General features: G+C 61.6%; 13 protein-coding genes (1 of these 13 cut by a window edge). 5 read left to right on the forward strand and 8 right to left on the reverse strand.

Annotated elements, in window-relative coordinates; translation table 11 throughout:
* The 3 genes from BK667_RS21615 to BK667_RS21640 form a co-directional block, all read left to right on the forward strand.
* A protein-coding gene (locus BK667_RS21615; RefSeq protein WP_123598831.1) for a non-ribosomal peptide synthetase crosses the window boundary here: on the forward strand, positions 1-2938 show its 3' portion. 356 nt of this gene lie to the left of the window's left edge; 2938 of the gene's 3294 nt are visible here — the last part of the coding sequence; its start codon lies beyond the left edge, outside the window; its stop codon occupies positions 2936-2938.
* 804 nt (positions 2939-3742) lie between these two features.
* Complete coding sequence (locus tag BK667_RS21625; protein WP_123598832.1) at positions 3743-6223, forward strand: TonB-dependent siderophore receptor; 2481 nt, start codon at positions 3743-3745, stop codon at positions 6221-6223.
* A 1043-nt stretch (positions 6224-7266) separates the two neighbouring features.
* On the forward strand, positions 7267-7635 hold the full coding sequence (locus BK667_RS21640; protein WP_123598835.1) for a DUF6124 family protein: 369 nt from the start codon (positions 7267-7269) through the stop codon (positions 7633-7635).
* A gap of 759 nt (positions 7636-8394) precedes the next feature.
* Here the strand turns inward: BK667_RS21640 and BK667_RS21645 are convergent.
* The 5 genes from BK667_RS21645 to pvdM all read right to left on the reverse strand — a co-directional run bounded on the left by BK667_RS21645 (position 8395) and on the right by pvdM (position 18168).
* Positions 8395-12525, reverse strand: a complete 4131-nt coding sequence (locus tag BK667_RS21645; protein WP_123598836.1) for a non-ribosomal peptide synthetase — start codon at positions 12523-12525, stop codon at positions 8395-8397.
* A 138-nt stretch (positions 12526-12663) separates the two neighbouring features.
* On the reverse strand, positions 12664-14322 hold the full coding sequence (locus tag BK667_RS21650; RefSeq protein WP_123598837.1) for a cyclic peptide export ABC transporter: 1659 nt from the start codon (positions 14320-14322) through the stop codon (positions 12664-12666).
* A gap of 130 nt (positions 14323-14452) precedes the next feature.
* The gene (gene pvdO / locus BK667_RS21655; protein ID WP_123598838.1) at positions 14453-15340 is read right to left on the reverse strand and encodes a dihydropyoverdine dehydrogenase; all 888 of its coding nucleotides are present in this window, start codon (positions 15338-15340) and stop codon (positions 14453-14455) included.
* A gap of 177 nt (positions 15341-15517) precedes the next feature.
* A complete protein-coding gene (gene pvdN / locus BK667_RS21660) occupies positions 15518-16801 on the reverse strand; it encodes a pyoverdine-tailoring periplasmic protein PvdN (protein ID WP_123598839.1) in 1284 nt (427 codons plus the stop codon).
* A complete protein-coding gene (gene pvdM / locus BK667_RS21665; protein WP_123598840.1) occupies positions 16798-18168 on the reverse strand; it encodes a pyoverdine-tailoring dipeptidase-like protein PvdM in 1371 nt (456 codons plus the stop codon). Before pvdM ends, pvdN begins: the two co-directional genes overlap by 4 nt.
* Before the next feature lie 244 nt (positions 18169-18412).
* Here pvdM and pvdP point away from each other — a divergent pair, with 244 nt between their 5' ends.
* Positions 18413-20041, forward strand: coding sequence for a pyoverdine maturation tyrosinase PvdP (gene pvdP, locus BK667_RS21670; RefSeq protein WP_123598841.1), 1629 nt, complete (start codon positions 18413-18415; stop codon positions 20039-20041).
* 541 nt (positions 20042-20582) lie between these two features.
* Here the strand turns inward: pvdP and BK667_RS21680 are convergent.
* The 3 genes from BK667_RS21680 to BK667_RS21690 are packed head-to-tail and all read right to left on the reverse strand — an operon-like array spanning position 20583 to position 25131.
* Complete coding sequence (locus BK667_RS21680) at positions 20583-21977, reverse strand: efflux transporter outer membrane subunit (RefSeq protein WP_123598843.1); 1395 nt, start codon at positions 21975-21977, stop codon at positions 20583-20585.
* A 7-nt stretch (positions 21978-21984) separates the two neighbouring features.
* Entirely contained in the window at positions 21985-23958 is a 1974-nt protein-coding gene (locus tag BK667_RS21685; RefSeq protein WP_123598844.1) for a MacB family efflux pump subunit, read from the reverse strand.
* Positions 23959-25131, reverse strand: coding sequence for an efflux RND transporter periplasmic adaptor subunit (locus BK667_RS21690; protein WP_123598845.1), 1173 nt, complete (start codon positions 25129-25131; stop codon positions 23959-23961).
* A 320-nt stretch (positions 25132-25451) separates the two neighbouring features.
* On the opposite strand from BK667_RS21690, the gene BK667_RS21695 reads away from it, so the two are divergent.
* Positions 25452-25934 (forward strand): sigma-70 family RNA polymerase sigma factor, encoded by a 483-nt coding sequence (locus tag BK667_RS21695; protein ID WP_123516197.1) that lies wholly within the window; start codon positions 25452-25454, stop codon positions 25932-25934.
* Positions 25935-26027: the final 93 nt, after the last annotated feature.

Raw genomic sequence — 26027 nt, forward strand, 5'->3', positions numbered from 1 at the left:
ATCCGAAGGCGCGCAAGCGGTGCTTTTTCGTCTGGCCGATGATCAATGGCAACTGGTGTTGGGCCTGGCCCGGCACAGTCTCGATGAAAGCGGCGTGCGCTTGCTGTATCAGCAGTTGGTGCAGGCCTATGAACAACAGGCAACGGCGGACGACGAAGAGCGCGGTGAATTCACCCAGTACCTGGAATGGCGCAGTGAAGTGGTGCTGGACGAGGACGCGGCCGGCGCGCGCATCTACTGGCAGGAACACTTGCAAGGCGCGGAGCCTGATCTGAGTACGCCGTGGCTGGCCTATCGCGATCCGGCCCCGGCATTGTCGTCGGCCAGTGCCTCGCTGACGGTCGCCCTCGAACCCGGTTTGCAACAGTTGGCCGGTGCTTTGGAGCAACCGCCGAGCGTAGTGCTGCAAGCCGCGTGGTGGTTGCTGCTGGGACGCCTGAGCGGGCATGAGCAGGTGCTGGTCGGTGTGCGACATGACAGCCGCGAAGATTACGAATACTTCAGCGATGCCGTGGGCGTGTTCGCGAAAACCCTGCCGCTGAACCTGTCGCTGACGGCGAATGCAGCGTTCAGCACGTGGGTGACCGAGTTGGCGGCGCGTCTGGATGAGCACCGCACCTGGCAGGAATACTGGTCGCCTGAACTGGCCCCGGTGGCAGCTCGCCCGGCGTATGGTTTTGCGGTTTGCCGGGCCACTCAGGCCGTGACCTCCGCTGATCTGCAATGGACCCCGCGTTCGACAGTGCGCGAAGCGCTGTTTGAATTGATGCTTGAACTGGAAACGGACGAGGCGGGCAGCGCCCAAGCGCTTCACCTGCATTACAACCCGTCCCGCTATTCGGTTCAGGCGATGGAAGGATTATTGGCGCAGTTGCGGGTATTGCTCGCCAACATCGTCGCCAATGTTCACGCCGAACTCGGCCAACTGAGCGTATTGGCGGCCGCCGAGCAACAGCGTTTGCTCTCGATCAACCCGCCCGTGCAGGCGTTGGCCGATGGTCGATTCCTGCCGCAGCGGATAGAGGATTTTGCCCGGACCACGCCGGACTCCATTGCCCTGACTGACGGCGATCAACGCCTGAGTTACGGGCAATTGCAGGCTAACGTCGAGGCGTTGGCCCAGGCACTGAAAGCCCAAGGCCTGGCACCGGGCGCAATCGTCGCGCTGGCCTTGCCGCGTTCGGCGGAGCTGGTCGTTGCCATGCTCGCAGCCTGGCGCATCGGCGCGGCGTACCTGCCACTGGACCCGCAATGGCCGCAGGCCCGTCAGGCCTTGATGCTGGAACAGGCCGGCGCTGCGTTGCTGCTGGTGGACGCCGCGCACATCGCGCAATGGCACGATCATCCGTTGCCCCTGGCGACCGTGGACCGCGTGCTGCAATCGGCTCCGGCGATCACGTCGGCCATCGCGTTCGAAACACAGGGCGATCACGCGGCGTACGTGCTGTTCACCTCCGGCTCCACCGGTGTGCCGAAAGGCGTGGTGATCGAGCATCAACAATTGCTCAACTACACCGCTCACGTCAGTCAGGCGTTGGCGCTGGAGCAGTGCAAGCAGTTCGGCTTCACCTCCACGGTGGCGGCGGACCTGGGGAACACCGCGCTGTTCGGCGCTTTGTTCAACGGCGCAACGCTGCATGTGGCCAGTGATGAGCAGATGCAGGACGGCAGTTTGTTTGCCGAATTCCTGCAACAGCAGGCGATTGATTGCCTGAAGATCGTGCCGTCGCACCTGGCCGCACTGCTCGACAGCGAGCGCGCGCAACTGCCGCGAACGCTGGTTCTGGGCGGCGAGCCGATTGCTCCGGCATTGGTGCAACGGATCGCCGGTTTGCGCAGCGATTGCCGGGTGTTCAATCACTACGGCCCGACCGAGGCCACGGTGGGTGTGCTGGTTCATCCGCTGCGCCTTGATGTGGCGGTGCCGGACGCCGGCGTGCTGTCCCAGGTGTTGGGCAACAATCAGGTGTTTGTCCTCGACGACCACCTGCAACTGGCGCCGGTGGGTGTGCTGGGCGAGTTGTACATCAGTGGCGCGCAGTTGTGCCGTGGCTATGTAAATGTCGAGGCCGATTCGGACGTGTTTATTCAGAACCCGTTCAATCCTGACGAACGTCTGTACCGCACCGGCGACCTGGCGCGCTATCGCCCGGATCTGGCGATTGCATTGCACGGTCGGCGCGATCAGCAAGTCAAGGTGCGGGGTTTCCGCATCGAACTGGCCGAGATCGAAGCCGAGTTGCTGCGTCTGCCGCAGGTCGCCCAGGCGTTGGTGTTGCCGGGTCAGACCGCGCAAGACGGGATGCTCGCGTTCATCGTCGCGCATGAGGTGGCTTCGGCGATGGTGCTGGATGCCGTTCGCGATGAGCTGGCGCTGCGTTTGCCTAGCGTGATGCTGCCGCAGCACTTGAAGTTGATCGAGCGCTTCCCGCGACTGGCCAACGGCAAGGTTGACCGCAAGGCGTTGCAACAACTCGCGGCCACCTCGACTGACGATGAAGGCCAGCAGCCTCGCGATGCGCTTGAGCAATTGCTGGTAACGCGCATGGCGCAGTTGCTGGGGGTTGAGCGTCTGGGCATCGACCACGACTTTTTCGCCGCCGGGGGCCACTCCTTGCTGGTGATCAAACTGGTGGCCGGCATTCGCAAGTTGCTGCAATGCGAAATCCAGCCGGGCGTGGTGTTTGACCATCCGACGGTGGCGGGTCTGGCGGCGGCATTGCGCGCTCGGGAAAGCAGCCCCGGCCAGTTGGAGAAAATCGCCCAGGCGCGCTTGCGCCTGGACAACATGAGCCCCGAAGAAAAAGCCCTGCTCACCGAAAAAGCCCGGCAACTGCAAAACGCCAAGGCTGCGCAAAAACGGTTGAGCCCCGTGCAGTCCTGTAGGAGCAAAGCTCGCTCGCGAAGACGGCATCACATCCAACAACGATGTGACTGACAGACTGCTTTCGCGAGCAAGCTTTGCTCCTACAGGGGAGTGTTGTTGATCGTTCCCACGCTCTGCGTGGGAATGCCGCCAGGGACGCTCCGCGTTCCGCCTCTGTATGTGACGCAGAGCGTCACGGGATGCATTCCCACGCAGAGCGTGGGAACGATCGGAAAACCAGTGTTCACCACAGACCCAATGTAGGAGCGAAGCTTGCTCGCGAAGACGGTGCCACATCCAACGACGATGTGACTGACAGACCGCTTTCGCGAGCAAGCCCGCTCCCACAGGGGATTTTCAGTGGTTTTGATCGTTCCCACGCTCTGCGTGGGAATGCCGCCAGGGACGCTCCGCGTTCCGCCTCTGTATGTGACGCAGAGCGTCACGGGATGCATTCCCACGCAGAGCGTGGGAACGATCGGACATCCAACGACGATGTGACTGACAGACCGCTTTCGCGAGCAAGCCCGCTCCCACAGGGGATTTTCAGTGGTTTCAGGTTTAGAAAATGGCCGACCCCCAAAGCGTCGGCCTTTTTTTGAGTTTTAACGTGAATGATAAATAAACTCATTCCGGTTTTTGTACGGTGCTACGTCTTACTTACGTAAGCAGACAAATCGAGCCGGGCAGGGTAGCCACAGGGTTCAGTTTTTCCCAGCTGTACACCTTATTTACCGCTGCCCGGACAAACGATCGAGCCCGGGGAGGGGCCGGTCATCGACTTGCGGTGTCGCAAGCGGTTCACAGGTCCAGGCAGCGGCAGGGCACTCGGTTGCCCATGGGTCCTATCCATTTCGACTAATAATAGAGAGCACGATGTCAGCAATTCATGAGTTGAAACCTCTGTTCAAGGCGTTGGTCATTGCCCGATCCCTGCGCTCGCGTCGCTCGTTGGCCGGTCTGGGCATGGCGTGCCTGCTGCCGCTCAGCGCGCAGGTCCATGCCGAAGACTTCACCCTCAACATTCCTGCCCAGCCGTTGCCTCAAGCGCTGCAAGCGTTTGGCGCGCAGACCAATCAACAGGTGATCTACAACGCCGATGACATGGCCGGCCTGCGCAGTACCCGCGTCAGCGGCAAGTTGAGCAGCGCAGCGGCGATTGCCCAGTTGCTCAAGGGCACCGGCGTGCATTTCAGCTTTGAAGGCAACACGCTGATGCTGGTACGCGGCAGTTCGACCGAAGGTCTGGAACTGGGCGCCACCACCGTCAACGCGCAACAGCTGAGCGCGACCACCGAAGGGTCCAACTCCTACACCTCGAATGCCGTAACCATCGGCAAGGGCACCCACACCCTCAAGGAAATTCCGCAGTCGGTCACGGTGATGACCCGCAAGCAAATGGACGATCAGGACATCGTCGACCTCAAGGACGCGGCCAACAAAACCACCGGTCTGGTCGGTGCCCAAGGCGTCGGCCGGGGGTTGATCCTGTCGTCGCGCGGTTTCCAGATCGATGACTGGCAGTACGACGGCGTGCCGATCCCGCGCAACACCTACGCACTGGGCAACTGGGCCACCCAGGACCTGATTTTCTTCGACCGCATGGAAGTGCTGCGCGGCGCGTCGGGCTTGCTGCAAGGCACCGGCAGCCCGGGTGGCGCGGTCAACCTGGTGCGTAAACGCGGTCAGGCTGTACCGACCGTGACCCTGACCGGCAAGGCCGGCTCGTGGGATCACTACGGTCTGCAACTGGACGCCGGCGGACCGCTGAACCAGAACGGCACCATCCGTGGCCGCTTCGTGGCCGACCAGGACGACACCCACACCTTCGTCGATTCCGAATGGTACAAAACCACCTCGCTGTACGGCGCGCTGGACTTCGATCTGAGCGAAGCCACCACCGTGGGCGTGGCGGTCAGCCAGTCCAGCGGCGAATCCCGGGCGAACGTGCGCGGCTTCCCGCGTTACTCCGACGGTAAACCCATCGACCTGCCGCGCAGCACGTACACCGGGGCGAAGTGGAACCACTCGGACATCGACGTCACCACGATCTACACCGATCTGGAACACCGTTTCAACGACGACTGGGCCTTCAAGGTCGGCGCCGTGCATATGACCGAAACCAACAAAGCGAAGAACCAGCGGACGCAAACCACCGGCTCCGGCATCCGCCCTGATGGCACCGGTATCCAGTACGCCGACTTCGTCACGGACATGGACTCCACCAAAGTCGCGCTGGACATGAACGTCACCGGCAAGTTCGAAGCCTTGTCCATGCAGCAGGAAGTCATGCTGGGCGGCAACTATTCCAAATACACCTCGGACGACAAATACGCCCGGACCTTCAACGCCAGCAGCGACAACATCTTCGACATTAATCACGACCGCCCGGAAATCAGCTACGACGGTTTGGTCAACACCCCCGGCGGTCGCGGCTTCCCGAGCAAATACGACATCCGCCAAAAAGGCCTGTACGGCAACTGGCGGGTCAAGCCTGTTGACGATCTGACCCTGGTGCTCGGCTCGCGGGTCAGCTGGTACGACTACAGCTACAAATCCCAGATCGAAACCCCGACCAGCATTACCGACGATCAGAACAGCGCCTCCACCGAAACCGGTGAAGTCACGCCTTACGCCGGGATCATTTACGACCTGAGCCGTGAATGGTCGGTCTACGCCAGTTACGCCGACGTCTTTACCCCGCAAACCGAACGCGACACCGCCGGTTCGGTGCTTAAACCGATCATCGGCACTAACTACGAGATTGGTTTGAAAGGCGAGTTGATGGATGGCCGCATCAACACCTCCGTGGCCCTGTTCCGTTACGACCAGGAAAACCGCGCCGTTCTCAACACGGCAGGTGCACAAACCTGCGACGGTTGGTACTGCTCGACAGCCTCGGGCAAAGTGCGCAGCCAGGGCCTTGACGCTGAAATCAGCGGTGAAGTGACCGACAACCTGCAACTGTTCGCCGGCTACACCTACAACACCACCAAGTACCTCGACGACCCAACAAACGAAGGCAAAATCTTCAGCTGGTGGACGCCTAAACACATGCTGCGCGTGTGGGGCAATTACCAGATGACCGGCGACTGGAGCCGTGTGAGCACTGGCCTGGGCTTCACCGCACAGACCCGCACGGTCGGTTTCGACCACACCGTCAACGTTCCGGGTTACACCGTGTGGAATGCCCGTGTCGGCTACCAGCTCACCTCGGAAATCGAACTGGCGATGAACGCCAACAACCTGTTTGACAAGACCTACTTCGCGGCGGCCTACAACCAGCTTAACGGCAACAACAACTACGGCGACCCACGCAACGTGATGTTCAGCGTGAAATACACCCCGCAGTTCTGATTCATCCCCCCGCTGAAACTGGCCCATGTCCATTTGAAGGGGCATGGGCCAATTCCCATCCAAAGCCGTCCAGCCACCGCAGCCCCCTGTGGGAGCGAGCCTGCTCGCGAAGGCGTCGGCACAGCCAAAAACCATGTCGCCTGACACACCGCTTTCGCGAGCAGGCTCGCTCCCACATTGGTCTGGGTGTCGTTCGCAGGGATTTGTGGTTGGCGCTGATCCCTGTAGGAGCGAGGCTTGCCCGCGAAAGCGGCGTATCAGTCGACATCATCGTCATTGACATACCGCCTTCGCGGGCAAGCCTCGCTCCTACAGTTGGTTGGTGTCGTTCGCAAGATTTGTGACCGCCACCGGCCCCTGTGGGAGCGAGCCTGCTCGCGAAGGTGTCGGCACAGCCAAAAACCATGTCGCCTGACCCACCGCTTTCGCGAGCAGGCTCGCTCCCACATTGGTTTGGGTGTCGTTCGCAGGGATTTGTGGTTGGCGCAGATCCCTGTAGGAGCGAGGCTTGCCCGCGAAAGCGGCGTGTCAGTCGACATCATCGTCATTGACATACCGCCTTCGCGGGCAAGCCTCGCTCCTACAGTTGGTTGGTGTCGTTCGCAAGATTTGTGACCGACACAGTTCCCCTGTGGGAGCGAGCTTGCTCGCGAAGGCGTCAGATCAGGCGCAGCGAATAAACATGTTTAACGACGACTGTTTAAAGACACTCGGTGTTACGTCATAAGCGGCTACAACGCCTTGCGTCGTTACCTACGCGTACGCCAGAATCCGCCGGCTTGTGCGGCTTTGGGGTGGGCTATATCGTTTCCGGGTCACTGCAAAACAGTGATCGGGTTTGGTAGCCCGTCGTGATAGTCGTATGGCAACACCTTATGCAGCCCTGTTTTTGGGACTTGCTTTATATGGTGGTCATGCGTGGGGCTCCTTCGGGGGCGCCGGGTTTTCTGTCGCGACCGGTCTACCAACCCATGCATGGCCGCCACCCAGTCGTTTGGTAGCGAAGGTGATGGCTCCTCAAAATTTGCGATGGAGTTTTATCTATGTTCAAAGTCACACCGAACCCCCCGAATACCGTTCCAGAACCGCTCGACGCCGCTTTTGAACTTGATCCCAAGAAAATGAAACTGGCGGCCGACCGTGCGCTCAGCTTCTACTTCAAACCCGGGGCGACGAAAACGCAGATACCGCCCCGCAGTTCCGGCACCTTCTACACCATCGACGCAGCGGTGGATGACGAAACGTTGCTGGTTGAGATCTACGAAGCGCTGTCATCGGCCCGTGCGATGGTCAACGATCTCGTCGAGCTGACGGACGGCCCGCGACGCCAAACGATGCTGGTGTTGCATCGCTCGCTGCTGATGGGTGAAATGGCGGCGAATCGCGTACTGGATAACCACACGCCGGTGTAGGAGCGAAGCTTGCTCGCGAAGGCGTCGGACCTGACACACCGCGTCATCGTTCTTCGCGGGCAAGCCTTGCTCCTACATTGGTTGGGTGTTGTTCATAAATTTTGCAGTCAACACCAGTCCCCTGTGGGAGCGAGCCTGCTCGCGAAAGCGGTGTGTCAGCTACACGAATGTCGGCTGACACAGCCCCTTCGCGAGCAGGCTCGCTCCCACATTTGTTTAGTGTCGTTCACAAGATTTGCAGCCAATGCTGTCCCCTGTGGGAGCGAGCCTGCTCGCGAAAGCGGTGTGTCAGCTGCATGAATGTCGGCTGACACGGCCTCTTCGCGAGCAGGCTCGCTCCCACATTTGTTTAGTGTCGTTCACAAATTTTGCAGTCAACACCAGTCCCCTGTGGGAGCGAGCTTGCTCGCGAAGGCGGTGTGTCAGCTGCATGAATGTCGGCTGACACGGCCTCTTCGCGGGCAAGCCTCGCTCCTACATTTGTTTAGTGTCGTTCACAAATTTTGTAGTCAACACCTGTCCCCTGTGGGAGCGAGCTTGCTCGCGAAGGCGGTGTGTCAGCTGCATGAATGTCGGCTGACACGGCCTCTTCGCGGGCAAGCCCGCTCCCACAATTGTTTAGTGTCGTTCACAAGATTTGCGGCCAATGCTGTCTCCTGTGGGAGCGAGCCTGCTCGCGAATGCGGTGTGTCAGCTACACGAATGTCGGCTGACACGGCCCCTTCGCGAGCAAGCTCGCTCCCACTGGTTTTTTTGCACTCAGCTAGATGACTCACCTTGGCCACCGAGGAACACGTCGGTAAACGACTCCAGCAGCGACTCGGCGTAGATCATGCTGCGGTGGGGCAGTGGGGTGTGGATTGAGGTGTGCAACTGGCCTGTCGCGTTGTGGTCCCTGAGCAGTTGTTCCGAAAACAGCACTTGCTCCAGGGTTTTGTGCGACAGCGACCACCAGCAACTGGCCTGGACTTTAAGCCGTGGCAGCGAGAATTCTTCGAACGCCGCCACCAGCCGTTCGTGGATCGCAAAGGCTTGGGCGTTCATGATCTCCTGCTTGATACCGTCCAGGGTTGCGATCATTTCCTGTTCCTCGGTGGCGGTCTGTTCGCTGGCCCAGCGATAGAACGCCTTGAGGTCGGCCGTCGGGTTTTGGGCGATGAAAATCACCGCCGCCGGCTCCAGATGCGCGAACATCAGGGTGAACACTTCGAGCGCCGCTTTCAGTTCGCTTTGCGCGCTGAGGTGGTTCGGGTTGTCTTCTTCCAGCGGCTTGCGCGGCAGGTCGGCGGGCAGGTCACGTTCCGGCACGTTGGTGTCGACCAAACCCAGAAAACTCACCTCGCGACCCTGCTGTTCAAGCCGGGCGGCGATGTCCATGGCGATAGCGCCACCCAACGACCAACCCATCAGCCGATACGGCCCGTGTGGCTGCTGCTCGACAATCTGCGCGCTGTAATCGGCGATCATCTCGGCCCAGGTCTGTGCACTGGACGCCTTGTCGGCAAAGCCCTTGTGCATCACGCCGAAAGTTTTGGCGTGGGGCGCGAGTTTCTTCGCCAGTGGCTGGTAGCAAAACACGATGCCGCCACTGGGGTGCAGGCAGAAAAGCCCGGGAGCCGAGGCTGTCGAGGCATTCAGCGCGACGACCGATTGCGCGTTTTGCTGATGCTCCAGGGCGATGAACCTGGCCAGCTCTTCGACCGTGGGGTAAGCGAGCATCTGTTGCAACGCCAGTTTTATGCCGAGGCGGGCATGCAGTGTCGAGATGAATTGAATCGCCAGGATAGAGTGGCCACCCAGTTCGAAAAAATTGTCATCCAGGCTGACACGTTTGACCTGCAACGCTTCCTGCCAGAGTTCGGCCAGGGCGTTTTCCAGCGGCGTCACCGGGGCAATGTAAGGGCGCTGGGACTGGCTCAGATCCGGCAGTGGCAGGGCTTTGCGGTCAACCTTGCCGTTGGGGGTCTGGGGCAATTGCGCCAGGAATAACAGGTGCGCGGGCACCATGTATTCCGGTAGTTCGGCCTTGAGGCTGGCCTTGAGTTCGGCACGCAACGCGGCTTCATCTTCGTAAGAAGCCGCCGCCACCACGTAGCCCACCAGTTGCGGACCGGTCGGGCCGTCCTGCGCCACTACGACGGTTTCGCGCACGCTGTCGAGGGCCAGCAAACGGGCTTCGATCTCGCCAAGTTCAATGCGGAAACCACGGATTTTCACCTGGTGGTCGATCCGGCCGATGTACTCGATCACGCCCTCGGCGCGATAACGGGTCAGGTCGCCGGTGCGGTACAAACGCTCACCGCTGAACGAAAACGGGTCCGGAACAAAGCGTTCGGCGGTCAGCGACGGACGCTGGAAATAACCGCGAGCGAGGCCGTCGCCACCGATCAGCAATTCACCCGGTGCGCCTATCGGGTTGAGTTCCAGATCACTGCCCAGAATGTACAGCGCGGTGTTGTTGATCGGTTTGCCGAGGTATGGCTGAGTGTTCTCGCGGGTCAACGGATGCAGCGCTGACCAGATCGTGGTTTCGGTCGGGCCATACAGGTTCCAGACTTTCGGCGACAACGCGAGCATGCGCTGGGCCAGTTCCTGCGGCAGCGCTTCACCGCCACACAGAAAGCTGCGGCCGGCGAGGATCGACGCCTGCTCGTGGTCGAGCAGCATGCGCCAGGTCGATGGTGTGGCTTGCAACACCGTCACGCCGTGGCGCTCGATCAGTTCGAGCACGGCTTGCGGATCTTGATGCACGTCCTTGCCGGTCAGCACCACGCGGGCACCGGCCAGTAATGGGCCGTAGATTTCCAGGCCGAAAATATCGAACGAAAACGTGGTCAGCGACAGCATGCGGTCCTGGGCGGCGATGCCCGGCTGATGGACCATGCTTTCGACGAAATTGCACAGGGCGGCGTGGCGCACCATCACGCCTTTCGGTTTACCGGTGGAGCCCGACGTGTAAATCACGTACGCCAGGTGTTCGCCATTCAGCGCCACCGTCGGGCAAGTCTGCGGATACGCCGCCAGCCACGCTGGCGGCTGATCCAGCAGCAAGGTATTGAGCCCGGCCGGAATCGGCAACTGCCCTTGCAGATGAGATTGGGTCAGCAGCAATTCGAGGCCACTGTCCTCAATCATGTAGGCCAGCCGATCCTCGGGGTACGCCGGGTCGAGTGGCACATACGCGCCGCCAGCCTTGAGGATCGCCAGCAAGCCGACAATCATTTCCACGCTGCGCTCGACGGAAATGCCCACCAAACGATCCGGGCCAACCCCCGCTTCGATCAGCTTATTCGCGAGCTGATTGGCGCGAGCATCCAGTTGCGCATAGGTCAAACAATCGCCGCCGACAATCAACGCCACCGCATCCGGCGTCTGTTCCGCCTGAGCAGCAATGCGCTGCTGCACACACGGCGCTTGCGCGGAGTGCTCAACCACACGATGCCAATCCTTCAGCATCACGTTTTGCTCATCGCTATCCAACAGCGGCAATTCGCCAATCCGCTGCGAACAATCCTCAACGATGCCTTGCAGCAGGTTCTGCCAATGCCGCGCCAGGCGTTCGATGGTCGCCGGGGTGTAGAGATCGCGGCTGTATTCCAGGCTCGCGGCAACCCCGTGTTGCGAGTACGCGACGTCCAGCGACACATCGAACTTGGCCTGGCTCGACCCCGCGTCAAGAAACTCCAGCGCCAGTCCGTCCAGATCGATGGCTCCAGGCTCGCCGCTGTCGGTGCGCCAGTTGAACAACACCTGGAACAGCGGATTGGCTTGGGCGCTGGCCTGCAATTGCAGGGCATCGAAACTCAGCTCCAGCGGGTAATCCGCATGGTCCAGCGCGGCCAGGGATTCACGACGCAGGCGGTGCAGAAAGTCGCTGGCGGACAGCATCGGGTCGAGGCGTACGCGGTACACCTGACTGCTGACAAAGAAACCGACCAGTCCTTGGGTTTCACTGCGATTGCGCGTGGCATTCGGCACGCCGACGGTAAAGTCGCGCTGACCGCTGTAGCGGCTCAACAACAGTTGCCAGGCCCCGAGCGCGACCACGAAAGGCGACAAGCCCTGTTGCTGGCAGAAGCGGTTCAGGGCCGCCGACAGTGAGCCCGGCAGTTCGAACGCATGCTTGCCGGCCGGATGGCGGTGTTGCGCGCTGCGGTGGAAATCCACCGGCAAATCCAGGGTCGGCAACGGCGTGCCCAGGTAGTTTTGCCAGTAGTCGGCGCTGTTGGCGCAAGACGCGCTGTGCAGATAATCACCGCGTTGCCAGGCGGCGTAGTCGGCGTATTGAATCGGCGGACGCGGCAGCGGCGGGGCGTTTGCGTCACCGGCCTGGGCGAAGGCGCGGTTCAGGTCCTGCATCAGGATCGCGTTGGACCAGGCATCGGAAACGATGTGGTGCATGTTCATCAGCAACAGGTGTTCATCGGCGCCGATCTTGAGCAAGGTCGCGCGCATCAGCGGCGCCTGGCGCAGGTCGAACGGCGTGTTTGCCTGGGCCTCGATGCGCAGCGCGATCTGCCGGGCGCGGTCTGCGTCGGCCAGTTCGCACAGGTCTTCCTGGCCGAGCACCAGTCGCGCCTGATCATCGACGACCTGCATGGCCACGCCGTCGATCTCGCGGAACGCCGTGCGCAGGATGTCGTGACGGTCAAGCACTCGGTTCAGTGCGATTTCCAGACGCTGCGCCGGCAACGCGCCGGTGATGCGCATCACCCGCGGCAAGTTGTAAGCGGCACTGTCCGGTAAAAATTGCTGCACAAACCATAGCCGTTGCTGGGCAAAGGAGAGTGGCGCCGGGGTATTTTGCGTGCGGGCGGCGATGCCTTGGGGTTGATCACCGGCATCGGCCAGCAGCAGCGCCAGTAAATCATCATCGATCATGTCGTTCATCGGTCTCTCGTCGTCGGCGACCGCTTGGGCGCTGACGGCTTTAGCCGGACATCGCGCCCACACGGGTAAAACATTCAGTGGGTAACGGCCGGAACGCGGGCGCTCCGGCGGATTGACAGGTAGGGGCAGAGAACGTGATCAGACCGCCGTCAACGATTGCTTCTGCGCGACGACCCGCCCGCCCTCCATCCGCACCAGTTGATCGGCGACATCGAAGTAACGGTCGTCGTGGGAGATGACGATGATGGTCTTGCCCAGGTATTTGAGTTCCGGCAACAGCTCGGTGTAGAAAATCCGCCGGAAGGCCGGGTCCTGGTCCGCTGCCCATTCGTCGAACACCAGCACCGGGCGTTCTTCCAGCCAGGCGTTCAACAGGGCCAGGCGTTTGCGCTGGCCGGTGGACAGGTCGGTGGTGCTGAAGGCGCCATCGCGGATGCTCACCTTGTGCGAGATTTCCAGGCGTTCCAGGTAACGGTTGGCGTCTTCGGGAACGTTCTGCTCGCCCTGCACCAGTTCATCGAACAGGAAGTAGTCGGCGAAAATCGTGGTGAACAACTGACGATAGTCGTCGCGGTTATGCGCCAACACCGGTTTGCCGTTGAGGATGATTTCACCCCCCTGCGGCGCGTAGAGCCCCAGCAGCAGCTTGATCAGCGTGGTCTTGCCGCCGCCGTTCTCGCCGACGATAAACACGATCTCGCCTTGGGCAATAGAGAGGTTGACCGGCCCGAGGGCGAAGGGTTTGCTGCCGTCCACGGCCGGGAAGGCGAAGTGCACGTCGCGCAATTCCAGGTGTTCGACCACCGGTTTCGGCGCATCTTTGTCGCTGAGCAGCAGGTGTGGTTCCGGTGAGGAAAATTGCTCCGCCAGGTCGGCGATGCGCTTGAATGCAATGTTGGCGCGGCTGACCACCGGCAGGGTGGTGATCAGGTATTCCATCGGGCCTTTCATGTACAGCAGCACCAGCACGAACCCGCTGAGCACCGCTTTATCGTTGCCCAGCCACAGCGATTGCAGGACCAGCGCCAGGCCGATTACCACGAAAAACAGCATCGAGCCCAGGGTCTTGGCCACCACGAACGTGTTGACCGCGCGGATGTGCGTGTTGCAGATGAAGTCGGCGGTGCCTTCGATGCGTTGGCTGAACATGCGTTGGCGGCGCGGACGATGGATGCGCAGTTCCTTGGCGCCGGCGGCAATCGCGCTGTAATGCTTTTGCAGTTCGTCCTCGGCTTCGCGCGCGGCCAGGAAACCCTTGATGCCCTTGGACCGGGCCACGTATTGCAGCGCGGTGCCAATCACCAGGGCCACCATCAACACGGCAAACATCGGCAGCGACAGGTAGGCCAGGTAGCTCAGGCAGCCCAGGGTGACGGTGAAGGCAATGGCCAGCGGCGCGAAGGAAAACGCGAAATCGCTGACGGTGTCGACGTCATGGGTCAGCACCGGAATCAGTCGATAACTGCGAAAGCGCTCGATCTGTTCAATCGGTGCCAGCAGGACTTTTTCCCCCAGGGATTTACGCAGCCCGGCAATGATGTGTTGCCCGACATGGTTGGTGCCGATGTCCGACAGGATCGACGTCAGCAACGCCACCGCGCACAGGCCGATAAACGTGGCCACCACATGGGGTGACGGGGTGCTGGCGGCGTTCAACGCGTCATTGATGGTCGCCAGTAACGCGGTGATGCTGAGTCCACCGAGCATGCCGAGCATGATCGACACCGCAACGATGACCCGGAAAGGCCTGAGCAGGCCCAGGACTTCACTGAAGGCTCCGCGGGATTTTGAGGTCATGGAAGTTTCCGTTTCAAGTGCCGCTAAGGGCAAAGGTTCAAGAGTTTGGCTGCTTAAAAGACGAAACCCGTGAGCGACGATTTAGCCGCTCACGGGTTTGTTGCAGGTCATGCGACCGGAGGTGGGAGCCTCACAGATCCCGGGCGACGCGAAAGCCCAGCCAGTCGCCACGGGTATCGGAGTAGGTGGCGTTGCGGTTGCCTGAACGGGAGAACACCGGCGCTTCGCCCCAGTCGTTGCCACGGATGCGCTTGACCTTGCAGTCGCCGCTCAGCCAGGCACTGCCGTCGCTTGGCGCGCCGACGTAGTTTTCGTTGTAGCAATCGGCGGTCCACTCGTAGACGTTGCCGTGCATGTCGTACACGCCAAAGGCGTTGGCCGGGAAACTGCCCGCCGGCGCGGTGAAGTTGTAGCCATCGGCCGCGCCGTAGGTGTTGGCGTGCTTGGCGATGCTGTATTCCTTGCCTTCATCGAACGGGAAGGGGAACGGCCCGGTGCTGCCGGCGCGGGAGGCGTACTCGCGCAGGGATTCGCTGACCAGTCGATAGGCCTTGCCGGATTTTTTCGACAGCCACGCGACGTAGGCGTTGGCCTCGTTGAAGTCCATGCACACCGCCGGATGCTTGGCCGTGCGCTCGTAGCGCGGCACGCCGGCCTTGCACTCGCGGCCCGGACGGGTATCGCCGTCGGGCATCACGTAACCGGTGTCGTGCAGGTAGGCGTCCCATTCGCCGGCCAGGACCTGGAAGCGACTGATGGCCAGGGGTTTGGCGAACGTCACCGGGTGCATTGGGCCTTCATCCGGCTCGCGACCGACTTCATCCTCCGGGGTGCCCATGGTGAACGTGCCGGTGGGCAGCACGACCATTTCCGGGCAATCCTTGCAGTCCTTGAACACCTTGCCCGGTGGGGTGGGCGCGGCGGCCTGGGCGAGGCCTGGCAGCAGGCCAGCGACCACGGCGGCGAAAGCCAGAGCGGGGAGCGTCTTCATGGAAAAACTACGCGGCTCACTGTTCATCATCTCTCTCGATACAAAGGTAAAAGGAGTCGGGTGGGGCTGGCACCAGCCACTGCAAAGGGGGCCCTTGTGGGAGCGAGCCTGCTCGCGAAGGCGGTTTAACAGGCAACATTGATGTTGAATCTAATGGCCTCTTCGCGAGCAGGCTCGCTCCCACAGGGGATTGCGTTCGCATGCTTAGCCGAGCTGTGTGCTGAGCAACGCCATGAAACGGTCGATTTCGGCTTCGGTGTTGAGCAGCCCCGGTGCGGTGCGGACCACCGGGCCGACGTCTCGCTCCACCGCATCGGCGACCACTTTGTTTTGCATCAGGTAGGCGGCGATCTTGTCGCTGTCCTTGCCCTTGACCCGGAAGAAGCTGAAGCCCGATGACAGCTCGGGGCTCAGGGGTGTGACGAGTTCGATTTGCGGGTGTGCTTGCAGGCGTTTTTTGAGGTAGCTGTTGAGGGCGTGGATGCGCGCCTGGACGTCGGCCTTGCCCAGTTGCAAATGTAATTTGAAGGCTTCGTTCAGGGCCCAGCGGTGTTCGAACGCGTGGTAACCACCGGGGGTCATGGTCGTAGAAAAAGCCGTGGCTTCGGAGAAGGTCGGAATGATCGGCGTGACGTATTTGACCTCTTGGCTGCGGCTGCACACGATGCCGGTGCCACGCGGGCCGAACATCCATTTGTGGGTGCCGGCGATAAAGAAGTCGCAATTCATGGCTGGGAAACTCAGGTCCTCGACGCCAAAACCGTGCACGCCGTCGACCAGGTAAATGACCCGGTCCTGGTCGGCGCGGTCGCGGTTGTGTTTGTCCACCAGGGCGCCGATTTCCGCGATCGGGGTTTTCACACCGCTGCCGGACTGCACCCAGGTCATGCCCAGGACGCGGGTTTCGGGTTTGATCGCTTGGTCGATGGCGGTCAGGATTTCTGCTTGAGTGACTGTCTGCGGATCCTTGAACAACCTGATCTTGCGCACCTTGGTGCCGTCGCGCTGGGTGCGCAGGTCGAGAATGGTGTGGGTGGCGTAGTGTTCGTGGACGGTGGTGAGGATTTCCTGGTCCGGGCGTACGTGCACGCCACCGTAGATCATCGCCAGACCTTCGGTGGTGCTGCCGGTGAGGGCAATCTGCTTGGCATTGGCTTGCAGGTAGCGACCGGCCCACACGCGGACGTCTTCTTCGCGCTGTTCGATCACGCCCAGGTCCCAATCCATCGCCAGACCGGGATTCTTATCGAGGGCGGCACGGTGCATCTCGATGGCATCGCGCACGGGTTTGGGGTGCGAGGTGATCAGGAAATTGGAGAAATGCAGATAGGCCGGATCCTGGTCGAACAGTTGACGCAGTTGCGCCCATTTGTCCCCGGACGCGGGCACTTTTGCTGTGGCACTGGCGGTGGAGGGCAGGCCGGCGGTCAGCGGCAGGCCAGCGGCGAGGATGCCGGCCTGTTTCAAAAAGGTTCGACGATCACTCATGGTTTGCTTGTGTCCTGCTGCGAAATCAACGCGGGTTTGGCGGCTTTCTGCACTTGATCCCAGACCCGCAGGAAGTTGCCACCCCAGAGCTTGGTGATGTCCGCTTCGGAGTAGCCGCGCGACAGCAGTTCGGCGGTCACGTTGCGGATTTCACTGACGTTCTCCCAGCCTTTGACGCCGCCGCCTTCATTGAAGTCAGAGCTGATGCCGACGTGATCGATACCGATTTTGCGCACCGTGTATTCGATGGCATCCCCCAGGTCCTTGAGGCTGGCCTTGGGCTCTTCTTCGAGGATCGCGTAGAGGCCGCTGGCGTACTGGCCGAACTTCTGCTCGGACCAGGCGGAGATGATCGGGTCACCCGGCATCAGCGCCATCGCGAGGTTCGGCAGGGGTGGCAGGTCGAAGCGCTGGCGCAGTGCGTTGAGCTTGTCTTGGGTCGGCTGGGATAGCGGTTTGAGGTACTGCGAGAAGCCGACGATCTGCACCACGCCGCCGCTGTTTTTGATCAGTTGCAGTTCTTTGTCCGTGAGGTTACGCGGGATATCCACCATGGCCCGTGGTGCAGAGTGCGACGCCACCAGCGGTGTACGGCTCAGTTGCGCGACTTGCTCCAGGGCCTTGGTCGACATCTGCGACACATCGATGATCACCCCCAGGTCATTCAAGCGATGCACCGCTTGCTTGCCCAGGTCCGAGAGGCCGTCGAGGGCGTCTGGCGAGTCGTTGAAAAATGGCAGCGGGCGCGAGGAGTCGGCCCAGTCGTTGTTGCCGATGTAGCTGAACGCGAACATGCGCATGCCGCGCGCCGTCCACAGGTCCAGCAGGCTCAGGTCATGGCCCAGCGGGTAGGCGTTGAGCATGCTGATGAAAATGGCGAACTTGCCTTCACCGTGCAGGCGACGGAAGTCGTCGGGGGTGTAGGCGATGGCGACTTGATTGGGGAAGTCGCGGACCATGCCGGTGATGATTTTGTAGCGGATCTCTTGCTGGTTGCGCGCTTCTTCGACGAACCCGGCGGTGGGCTTGTGCGGCGCGTTGGCGCCGTTCCAGATTTCCGGCCAGCCGAAAATCGTCAGGGCCGCGCCGGAGAGGTGGCCGCGATTGGCCTTGACCAGGTCGAACTGGCCTTTGCCATCCTTGTCGGCTTCGTTGCCCTGGGTGCCGAAGTTCTGCATCAGGCTGACGTGGCTATCAAAAGACAGCATGCGTTCGTGCAGCTCCTCGGCCTGTTTCATCACCTTGACCGGGTAGCCGGGGTTGTCCTTGAACCAGTAATCCCAAGCGGCAAAGCCTGCACCGGCGCTGATCGCCAGGGCCAGCGGCAGGCCGATGTAAAGAGCCTTTTTCGAACGTGGTTTTGTCATTGCCATCTCAGTCAGGTTCGCCGTCGAAGTGCAGGCGCAGGGGCCTTTGCTATCTGGGAAGAACGAGTGGCTGGCGGGGAAATTTAGGTGGATGTTCGGGCCTCTTCGCGGGCAAGCCTCGCTCCTACAGGATTGATGTGATTTCTGTAGGAGCGAGGCTTGCCCGCGAAGCTCTTAAATTTGTCTGGTGGATGAACGTTCTAGCTTGGATAAAGCCTGCTTCATGGCTGACACAGGTAGGGCAATGACGATTTCTCGACGATGGTTCATGGCGGGCCTGGCGCTGACCGGCGCCGCCGTGCCTGCGGCTTTTTATGGGCATCGCGAATGGACGAAACCGGATCCGACCATCACTCCGGGTGAGGCGACGGTCGACCTGGCGGATACCACGGGTCAGCATCTGGCGAACTCGTTGCGGGGTGTCTGGGATATTCGCTTTGAGGGCGCGCAGGCAGGCCTCGACGGTTTGCCGCTGCAAGGTTTGGAGCTGTTGCTCGACGTCGCCCAGCGCGGGCGCGGTTTGCGCGGCTATCTGGACACCGCGCAGCAGTTGCGTGGCGAAGATGAACCGCGTTATCGGGTTATGGGTGATCTGGTGTCACCCAAGCCTGGTGAGATGTACTGGCGCCTGGTGGATACGCAATCGCCCAATGGCGCGCCGGCCTATGAATTGTCGGTCGTTCTCGATGAGGTCTGGGCTGATTTCGGCAATGCCGGCAGTGGCACGCTCAGTGGGCGGATCCTGCGGCTGGACCGTCCCCTCGGTTTGCCGGCGCTGGACAATCGCTTTGTCGCGCACAAACGCCTGTTTCCTGAAGCACGGGAGCGTACCGGTTTGAACCCGACGCTGCTGGCGTGGCTGATTTCTCCGGAGCATCGCTTGTTCCATCAGCTCTGGCATGCCTCGCGGGACAAATGGCACACGCTCTCCGAAGACAAGCGCGGGGCGTTGCGCGGTATTGGCTGGCAACCTGGTCCGCGGGACAAGGAGCGCGATGCCCGGGGGCCGAAGAAGGATCGCAATGGTTCGGGCGTCGACTTTTTCTTTATGCACCGGCACATGCTGGCCACGGCGCGTTCGATGCAGGACCTGCCGTCCTGGCCGAGCTTCCCGATGCCGCAACCTGAGCTTGAGCGTGATCGCCAGGGGTTTGCCCGCTACTTCGACAACCACGACGGGGCTTCTCTGCCGCCGACCTGGCTGGCCGGCGAGGATCCCGAATACACCCAGTGGGTCAGCGACATCAAGACCGCCGAGACGTATCACAGTAATTTCCAGGTATGGGAATCGCAGTACCGCGACCCGCGTTATCTGTCGAAGTTGACCCTGGGGCAGTTCGGTTCGGAAGTCGAACTGGGCTTGCATGACTGGCTGCACATGCGCTGGGCGTCGGTGCCACGGGATCCGTCCAATGGTCAGCCGGTGCCGTTCGCCAGGGATCCCTTAGACTTTTCCGCGCGTTGGTTCGGGCCGGAAAATGACTTCTTGGGCGACCCGTTTTCATCCCACGTGAGTCCGGTGTTCTGGCATTTCCACGGCTGGATCGATGATCGCCTGGAAGACTGGTTCCGCGCCCACGAGCGCTTTCATCCGGGAGAAGTCACGCGGCTGGAGGTCAATGGTGTGCCGTGGTTCGCCCCGGGCCGCTTCGTCGAAGTGGACGACCCCTGGCTCGGCCCGAGCACCCACGGTTGCAGCACCACGCCGGGATTGAAGGCAGGCAAGTCGGTGGAAATGGACCCCGAAACCATGAAGCTGGCCCTGCGCATCACCTTCGGCACCGACGAAAAGAAACTCGCCGACCTGTTCCGCCGCGTGCCGCAACGGCCGTGGTATGCAAGGCATTTGAAGATCAAGCAGCGGCAGGCCTGACGACGGCTTTATCGTTCATTCGCGAGCAGGCTCGCTCCCACAATAGATCTCGGGTGTTCAAAAATGCTGTGTTCACCCTGAACCCCCTGTGGGAGCGGGCTTGCTCGCGAAAGCGTCGGCACATCCAACAATAATTTCGCCTGACACTCCGCCTTCGCGAGCAAGCCCGCTCCCACAATTGATCTTCAGTGAGCGCAGCATTTGCGAGCGCCCTAGTTCCCCTGTGGGAGCGAGCTTGCTCGCGATGGCGGTCTGTCAGTCGACGAAAAAGGGTAGGTCTGATGGCCTCATCGCGAGCAAGCTCGCTCCCACAATTGATCTTCAGTGAGCGCAGCATTTGCGAGCGCCCTAGTTCCCCTGTGGGAGCGAGCTTGCTCGCGATGGCGGTCTGTCAGTCGACGAAAAAGGGTAGGTCTGATGGCCTCATCGCGAGCAAGCTCGCTCCCACATTTTTATCTTCAGTGAGCGCGGTATCTGCGTACACCAAAGATCAATTGTGGGAGCGAGCTTGCTCGCGATGGCGGTCCCACATCCACCACCCTCACAGCGCCTGCCAGCCGCCACCCAACGCCTTGTACAACGCAATACTGGCCTGCAACCGCGACAGCTTCAGTTGCACGTTCAAATCCTGCGCCGCGTACAGCGTGCGTTGTGTCTCCAGCACTGTTAGCAAATCCTCGGCGCCGGCCTGGTAGCGGCTTTGGGCGATGTTGAACGCGGTTTGCGCCTGGCTCAGTTCTTCGCGTTGCCATTGGCGTTGTTCATCCAGCCCGCGAATGCTGTTGAGGGCTTTTTCGACGTCGGCGAAGCCATTGATGATCGCCCCGCGATAGGCCTGCAGCAGTTCTTCCTGGCGTGCCGTGGCTTTGTCGCGTTCGGCGCCGAGGCGGCCGTTGTTGAAGATCGGCGCCACCAGGCCGGCGGTGAGGTTGTAAAACGGGCTGCGCATGATGTCGCCCACGCTGTTGGCCCCCGAGCCGATGTTGGCGCTGAGGGTGAGGGCGGGCAGCATGGCGGCGCGGGCGACGGTGACGTCGGCCCGGGCGGCGGCCAGTTGCGCTTCGGCGCGAGCGATGTCCGGGCGCCGGCTCAGCAACTCGCTGGGCACGCCCGCACCGATCACGGGCCATTGCAGGTGGTCGAAAGATTCATCGATTGGTGCCAGTTCCTGCACCGGTCGGCCGAGCAGGGCGGCGAGGGTGATCAGCGATTCATCAGCTTGCTGCTGCACCGTCGGCAATTGCCGCTGCTGCGCCGCGACCAGGCTTTTTTGCTGGGCCAGTTCCAGGGCCGTGGCCGAGCCGGAATCGAAGCGGGTCTGCACCAGTTTCAACACACTTTGGGCGTTGGCCAGGTTGAGTTCGGCGATGCGCCGCTGCTCGCGCAACGACAAGGTTTTGCTGTAGTTGTTGGCCACACCACTGAGCAACGTCAGCTCCACCGTGGCTTGATCGAATTCGCTGGCCTTGAGCCCGAACTGCGCACTGTCCCGGGACGCACGCTTGCCGCCCCAGAAATCGATTTCGTAACTGGCACTGAGATTGGCGTCGAAGTAATCCACGGCTTTGTTACTACTGTCGGCATCGAGCTGACTGTAGCCTTTGCCACGCAGCAGTTTCTGCCGGTTGGCGTTCCCCGTAGCCTTTATTTCCGGCAGCAAAGAACCACCGGCAATCACCGTTCCCGCCTGGGCCTGACGCACCCGGGCGACCGCCGCCGTGAGGTCGAAACTGCCCACTCGGGCCTGTTCGATCAGGCGATCCAGCGGCGGACTGCCGAACTGCGTCCACCATTGCGCATTGCTGCGGGCGGCGTTATCGCTGTGGGGTGATTGCCACGTGGCGGGCGGCGTGAGGCCGCTGTCCGGGCGCGGGGCAGGGCTGCCGCACGCGCTGAGCAGCAGGCAGAGGGTCAACAGGCTCAATGGCGGCTTCATAGGTCGATCATTCACTGGTAAGGGCCGTGACCGGGTCGAGCCGGGCAGCTTTGCGGGCCGGCATGAAGCCGAAGACAACACCGGTAACAAGGGCGCAGCCAAAGGCGCCGAGCACCGCCATCAACGAAAACGCGACGGCCACTTCGCTGAGCACCAGCACGCCGCCGACGATCAGCGCCAGGGCAATTCCGGCCAGGCCGCCGACCACCGAGAGCATCACCGCTTCGGTAAGGAACTGGCGCAGGATGTCGCGCTGACGGGCGCCGGTGGCCATGCGAATGCCGATCTCGCGGGTGCGTTCGCGCACGGTCATGAGCATGATGTTCATCACGCCGATACCGCCCACCAGCAACGAGATCGCGGCAATCGAGCCGAGCATCAGCGACAGGGTGTTCTGGGTCCGGGCTTCGGCCTGGATCATGGCCGCGTTGTTGGTCAATTCGAAATCCTGCTTGCCGCCGTGCAGACGTAACATCAACTGCTTGATCGCGGTTTCCGCTTGCTTGACCTTGCGTGCGTCGGCGGTTGCGATGGCCACGTATTCGGGGTTGTGGGTGCCAAACAATCGGACACTGGCCGCCGAATAGGGAATGGCGATGCGGTTGTCGCTGTCGGAGTCGCCGGAACTGGCGCCTTTTTCCGCGAGCACGCCGACCACTTGAAACGGTACGTTTTCGATCAGGATGTACTGGCCGATGGGATTGGTGACATCCTTGAGCAATTTGCTGCGCACCTTGTGGCCGATCACCGCGACTGCTGCGCCGGTTTTTTCATCGGCCTCGGTGAAGTAACTGCCCTGAACCACCGGCCAGTTGAAAATCGCCGGGAAATTGGTGTCGTTGCCACCGACGTAACTCAGGTGATCGACGTTGCCGAAACGCACGCCGGCCTCGGCGCCGTTGACCGGCATGATCCGTCGCACTTGCGGCAGGCTGGCCAGCGCGGCAACGTCGTCCAGGGTGATGACGCCGGGCGGTGTGCGCGGGTTCGGGGCCGAGCCGCTGAGGTAAATAATGTTCGAGCCGAACGCGCCCATCTGCGCCATGACCTGACGCTTGCTGCCTTCACCGACCGCCAGCATCACCACCACCGACGCCACGCCGATGATGATCCCGAGCAACGTCAGCGCGGTGCGGAACTTGTTGATCCACATCACCCGCCAAGCCGCGTGCACCGCATCCACCAGTTCGCCTTTCCAGGCGCCGGTGGCCTCGGCGCCTTCGGTCAGTCGCTTGCGCAGGTCCACGGCTTGCAACGCGCCGGGGTTGGCCGAGGTTTGTGCGCTGGGATCGTCGTGGGCGCTGTCGTGGATGATCAGGCCATCGCGGATTTCGATGATGCGTTTGGCGCGGGCCGCCACTTCGCGGTCGTGGGTGATCAGGATCACCACGTGGCCCTGGCTCGCCAGTTCGTCGAGCAAGGTCATGACCTCGGCGCCGCTGTGGCTGTCGAGGGCGCCGGTGGGTTCGTCGGCGAGGATGATGTGGCCGCCGTTCATCAGGGCGCGGGCAATCGACACCCGTTGTTGCTGGCCGCCGGAGAGTTGATGCGGACGGTTGCCGGTGCGCGTGGCCAGGCCGAGGCGGTCGAGCAGGGCGGCGGCGCGGGCGTGGCGTTCTGCGGCCGGGGTGCCTGCGTAAATCGCCGGCATCTCGACGTTTTCCTGGGCCGAGCCGGACGGGATCAGGTGATAGCCCTGGAACACAAAGCCGAACGCCTCGCGGCGTAGCCAGGCCAGTTCATCGCTGTCCAGGCCGGCAACGTTTTCCCCGGCGAAGCGGTATTCGCCCGAGGTCGGCCGGTCGAGGCAGCCGAGGATGTTCATCAACGTCGATTTGCCGGAGCCGGAAGCCCCGACAATCGCCACGAATTCGCCGGCATGGATTGCCAGGTCGATGCCGCGCAATACGTGAACTTGCGGAGCGTCACCGCCGCCGTAGGCTTTGCGGATGTCTTGCAGGTCGATCAAAGGCGTCTGCATTCAGCCGCCACTCCCGTCAGCCGGGCCAATCAACAGGTGATCGCCTTCGTCGAGGCCATCGAGGATCTGCACGTTCAGGCGATCACTGATGCCGGTGCGTACTGTCCGTTGTTGGATGGCGCCGTTTTTTGCGACGACTTGTGCGGTTTGAGTGTCGGCCTGCGTGCCGCCCTGCAACGCGGCAATTGGTGCGGTGAGGACGTTTTTCGCCTGATCGGAAACGAAGAACACCTGGGTGGTCATTTCTGCCATCAAGGCGTTGTCGGTGTTGTCGACGTCGAGCAGCACGGTGTACAGCACCACGCGACCGGTGCCGCTTTTGCTCGAGCTGGCGGGGCTGCCGCCACCCTGGCTGGTCTGGTCCAGGGGTTTGGGCGGGATTGGCAAGATCTGCCGCACGGTGCTGCTCCAGCGCCGGGTGCCGCCGCTGAGGGTGGTGAACCAGGCGTTCATGCCGGGTTTGACGTGGCCGATGTCCGCTTCCGAGACTTCGGCCCACACCGTCATCGGCGACAGTTTTGCAATCCGCAGAATCAACGGCGTCTGCTGCTGGGCGTTGAGCGTCTGGCCTTCCCGGGCATCGAGGGCGACCACGGTTCCGTTCATTGGCGCGTAAATGCGGGTGTAGCCAAGTTCGGCTTGATCACTGCGCAGGCTGGCCTGGGCCTGGCGGATCTGCGCCTGGAACATGTCCATGCGCGCCTGGGTGGCACGCAGTTCGGCCTGGGCGGTCTGCACGTCTTCGGCCCGGGTCGCGCCGCCGGCGGCGAGGTTCTGCTGGCGCTGGAATTTCTGCCGAGCGAGTTCGTGTTGGGCCTTTTGCTCCTCAAGTTGCGCCTTGAGGTTGTCGATGGAAAAACGCCCGGCGTCGAGTTTGGCCTGTTGGGTGGACGGATCGATTTCCACCAGCAGGTCGCCTTCCTTGACCACGTCGCCGACTTCCACATGGATCTTGTGGATCTGCCCCGACGCCTGGGCGCCGACATCGACATAACGCCGTGGTTGCAGAGTGCCCAGTGCCGTGACGCTGCTTTCGATGTCGCCGCGGGTCACCTGGACCGTGGCGAATTGATCGCGGCCAGGAGGGAGGATCTGCCAGGCCGCGACGGCGATGACGGGGATCAGACAAAGGGCTACAAGCAGGGCGCGTCGGGTGTGTCGGGGACGTTTCATGCAGGGTTCCGGCCAAAGAAAATCGGCCCGTCGCTCAACTGGCGCGCAACACAAGGCGACAGCCGAGCGCTGTCGGAAGGCCGACAGACACGGGGAGCTGTCCTGTAAACGAGGAGTGCAGGGAGGAATTTAAGCGCGGACACACAGAGTTACAGGTATAGAGCAGGACTATTTATCGGGCAAATCGAAACAGCACTTTAAATCTATATGAGAATTACTATAAATTACGCGACTTAAATTGCCACCATCCTGCCACTGCCCATTCGGTGGTTGCGGATCTGGTTCAAGGACAGAACCCGCACCTCGTGCGGCCGGGAGTCATGTTGGAAAACTACTATCGCGAGCTGGTGTGTTTCCTGAACGCCAAGCTGGGCAACCGTCAGGTGGCCGAAGATGTGGTGCATGACGCTTATCTGCGGGTACTGGAGCGTTCCAGTGATACGCCGATCGAGCAGCCCCGGGCATTCCTCTATCGCACCGCCCTCAATCTGGTGATCGACGACCATCGACGCAATGCCCTGCGCCAGGTCGAATCCCTGGAAGTGCTCGACAACGAAGAGCGCTTCTTCACCCCCTCGCCCCACACCAGCCTCGACCACGGCCAACGCCTGGCCATGCTCCAGCGCGCGCTGGCGGAACTGCCGAAGCTGTGCCGTGAGAGCTTCCTGTTGCGCAAGATCGATGGCCTGTCGCACCCCGAGATCGCCGAGCACCTGGGCATTTCCCGGGCGCTGGTGGAGAAGCACATCGTCAATGCCATGAAACATTGCCGGGTGCGCATCAAGCAGTGGGACGCCCATTGATCCCTTGCGCTTAAATTTTTTTTCATTGTCCTCGTCCCTACTCAACAGACGATCTGCTGTCCTGCCTCAGGCCGGTCAGGTCACCCAGGCTTT

The sequence above is a fragment of the Pseudomonas frederiksbergensis genome (assembly GCF_003732705.1).
Taxonomy (GTDB): Bacteria; Pseudomonadota; Gammaproteobacteria; order Pseudomonadales; family Pseudomonadaceae; genus Aquipseudomonas; species Aquipseudomonas frederiksbergensis_F.

Bases quoted from the DNA above. Each gene is read 5' to 3' on its own strand.
- BK667_RS21625 (WP_123598832.1), top strand. From the start codon at position 3,743: ATGTCAGCAATTCATGAGTTGAAACCTCTGTTCAAGGCGTTGGTCATT.
- BK667_RS21640 (WP_123598835.1), top strand. From the start codon at position 7,267: ATGTTCAAAGTCACACCGAACCCCCCGAATACCGTTCCAGAACCGCTC.
- BK667_RS21645 (WP_123598836.1), bottom strand. From the start codon at position 12,525: ATGAACGACATGATCGATGATGATTTACTGGCGCTGCTGCTGGCCGAT.
- BK667_RS21650 (WP_123598837.1), bottom strand. From the start codon at position 14,322: ATGACCTCAAAATCCCGCGGAGCCTTCAGTGAAGTCCTGGGCCTGCTC.
- pvdO (WP_123598838.1), bottom strand. From the start codon at position 15,340: ATGAACAGTGAGCCGCGTAGTTTTTCCATGAAGACGCTCCCCGCTCTG.
- pvdN (WP_123598839.1), bottom strand. From the start codon at position 16,801: ATGAGTGATCGTCGAACCTTTTTGAAACAGGCCGGCATCCTCGCCGCT.
- pvdM (WP_123598840.1), bottom strand. From the start codon at position 18,168: ATGACAAAACCACGTTCGAAAAAGGCTCTTTACATCGGCCTGCCGCTG.
- pvdP (WP_123598841.1), top strand. From the start codon at position 18,413: ATGACGATTTCTCGACGATGGTTCATGGCGGGCCTGGCGCTGACCGGC.
- BK667_RS21680 (WP_123598843.1), bottom strand. From the start codon at position 21,977: ATGAAGCCGCCATTGAGCCTGTTGACCCTCTGCCTGCTGCTCAGCGCG.
- BK667_RS21685 (WP_123598844.1), bottom strand. From the start codon at position 23,958: ATGCAGACGCCTTTGATCGACCTGCAAGACATCCGCAAAGCCTACGGC.
- BK667_RS21690 (WP_123598845.1), bottom strand. From the start codon at position 25,131: ATGAAACGTCCCCGACACACCCGACGCGCCCTGCTTGTAGCCCTTTGT.
- BK667_RS21695 (WP_123516197.1), top strand. From the start codon at position 25,452: ATGTTGGAAAACTACTATCGCGAGCTGGTGTGTTTCCTGAACGCCAAG.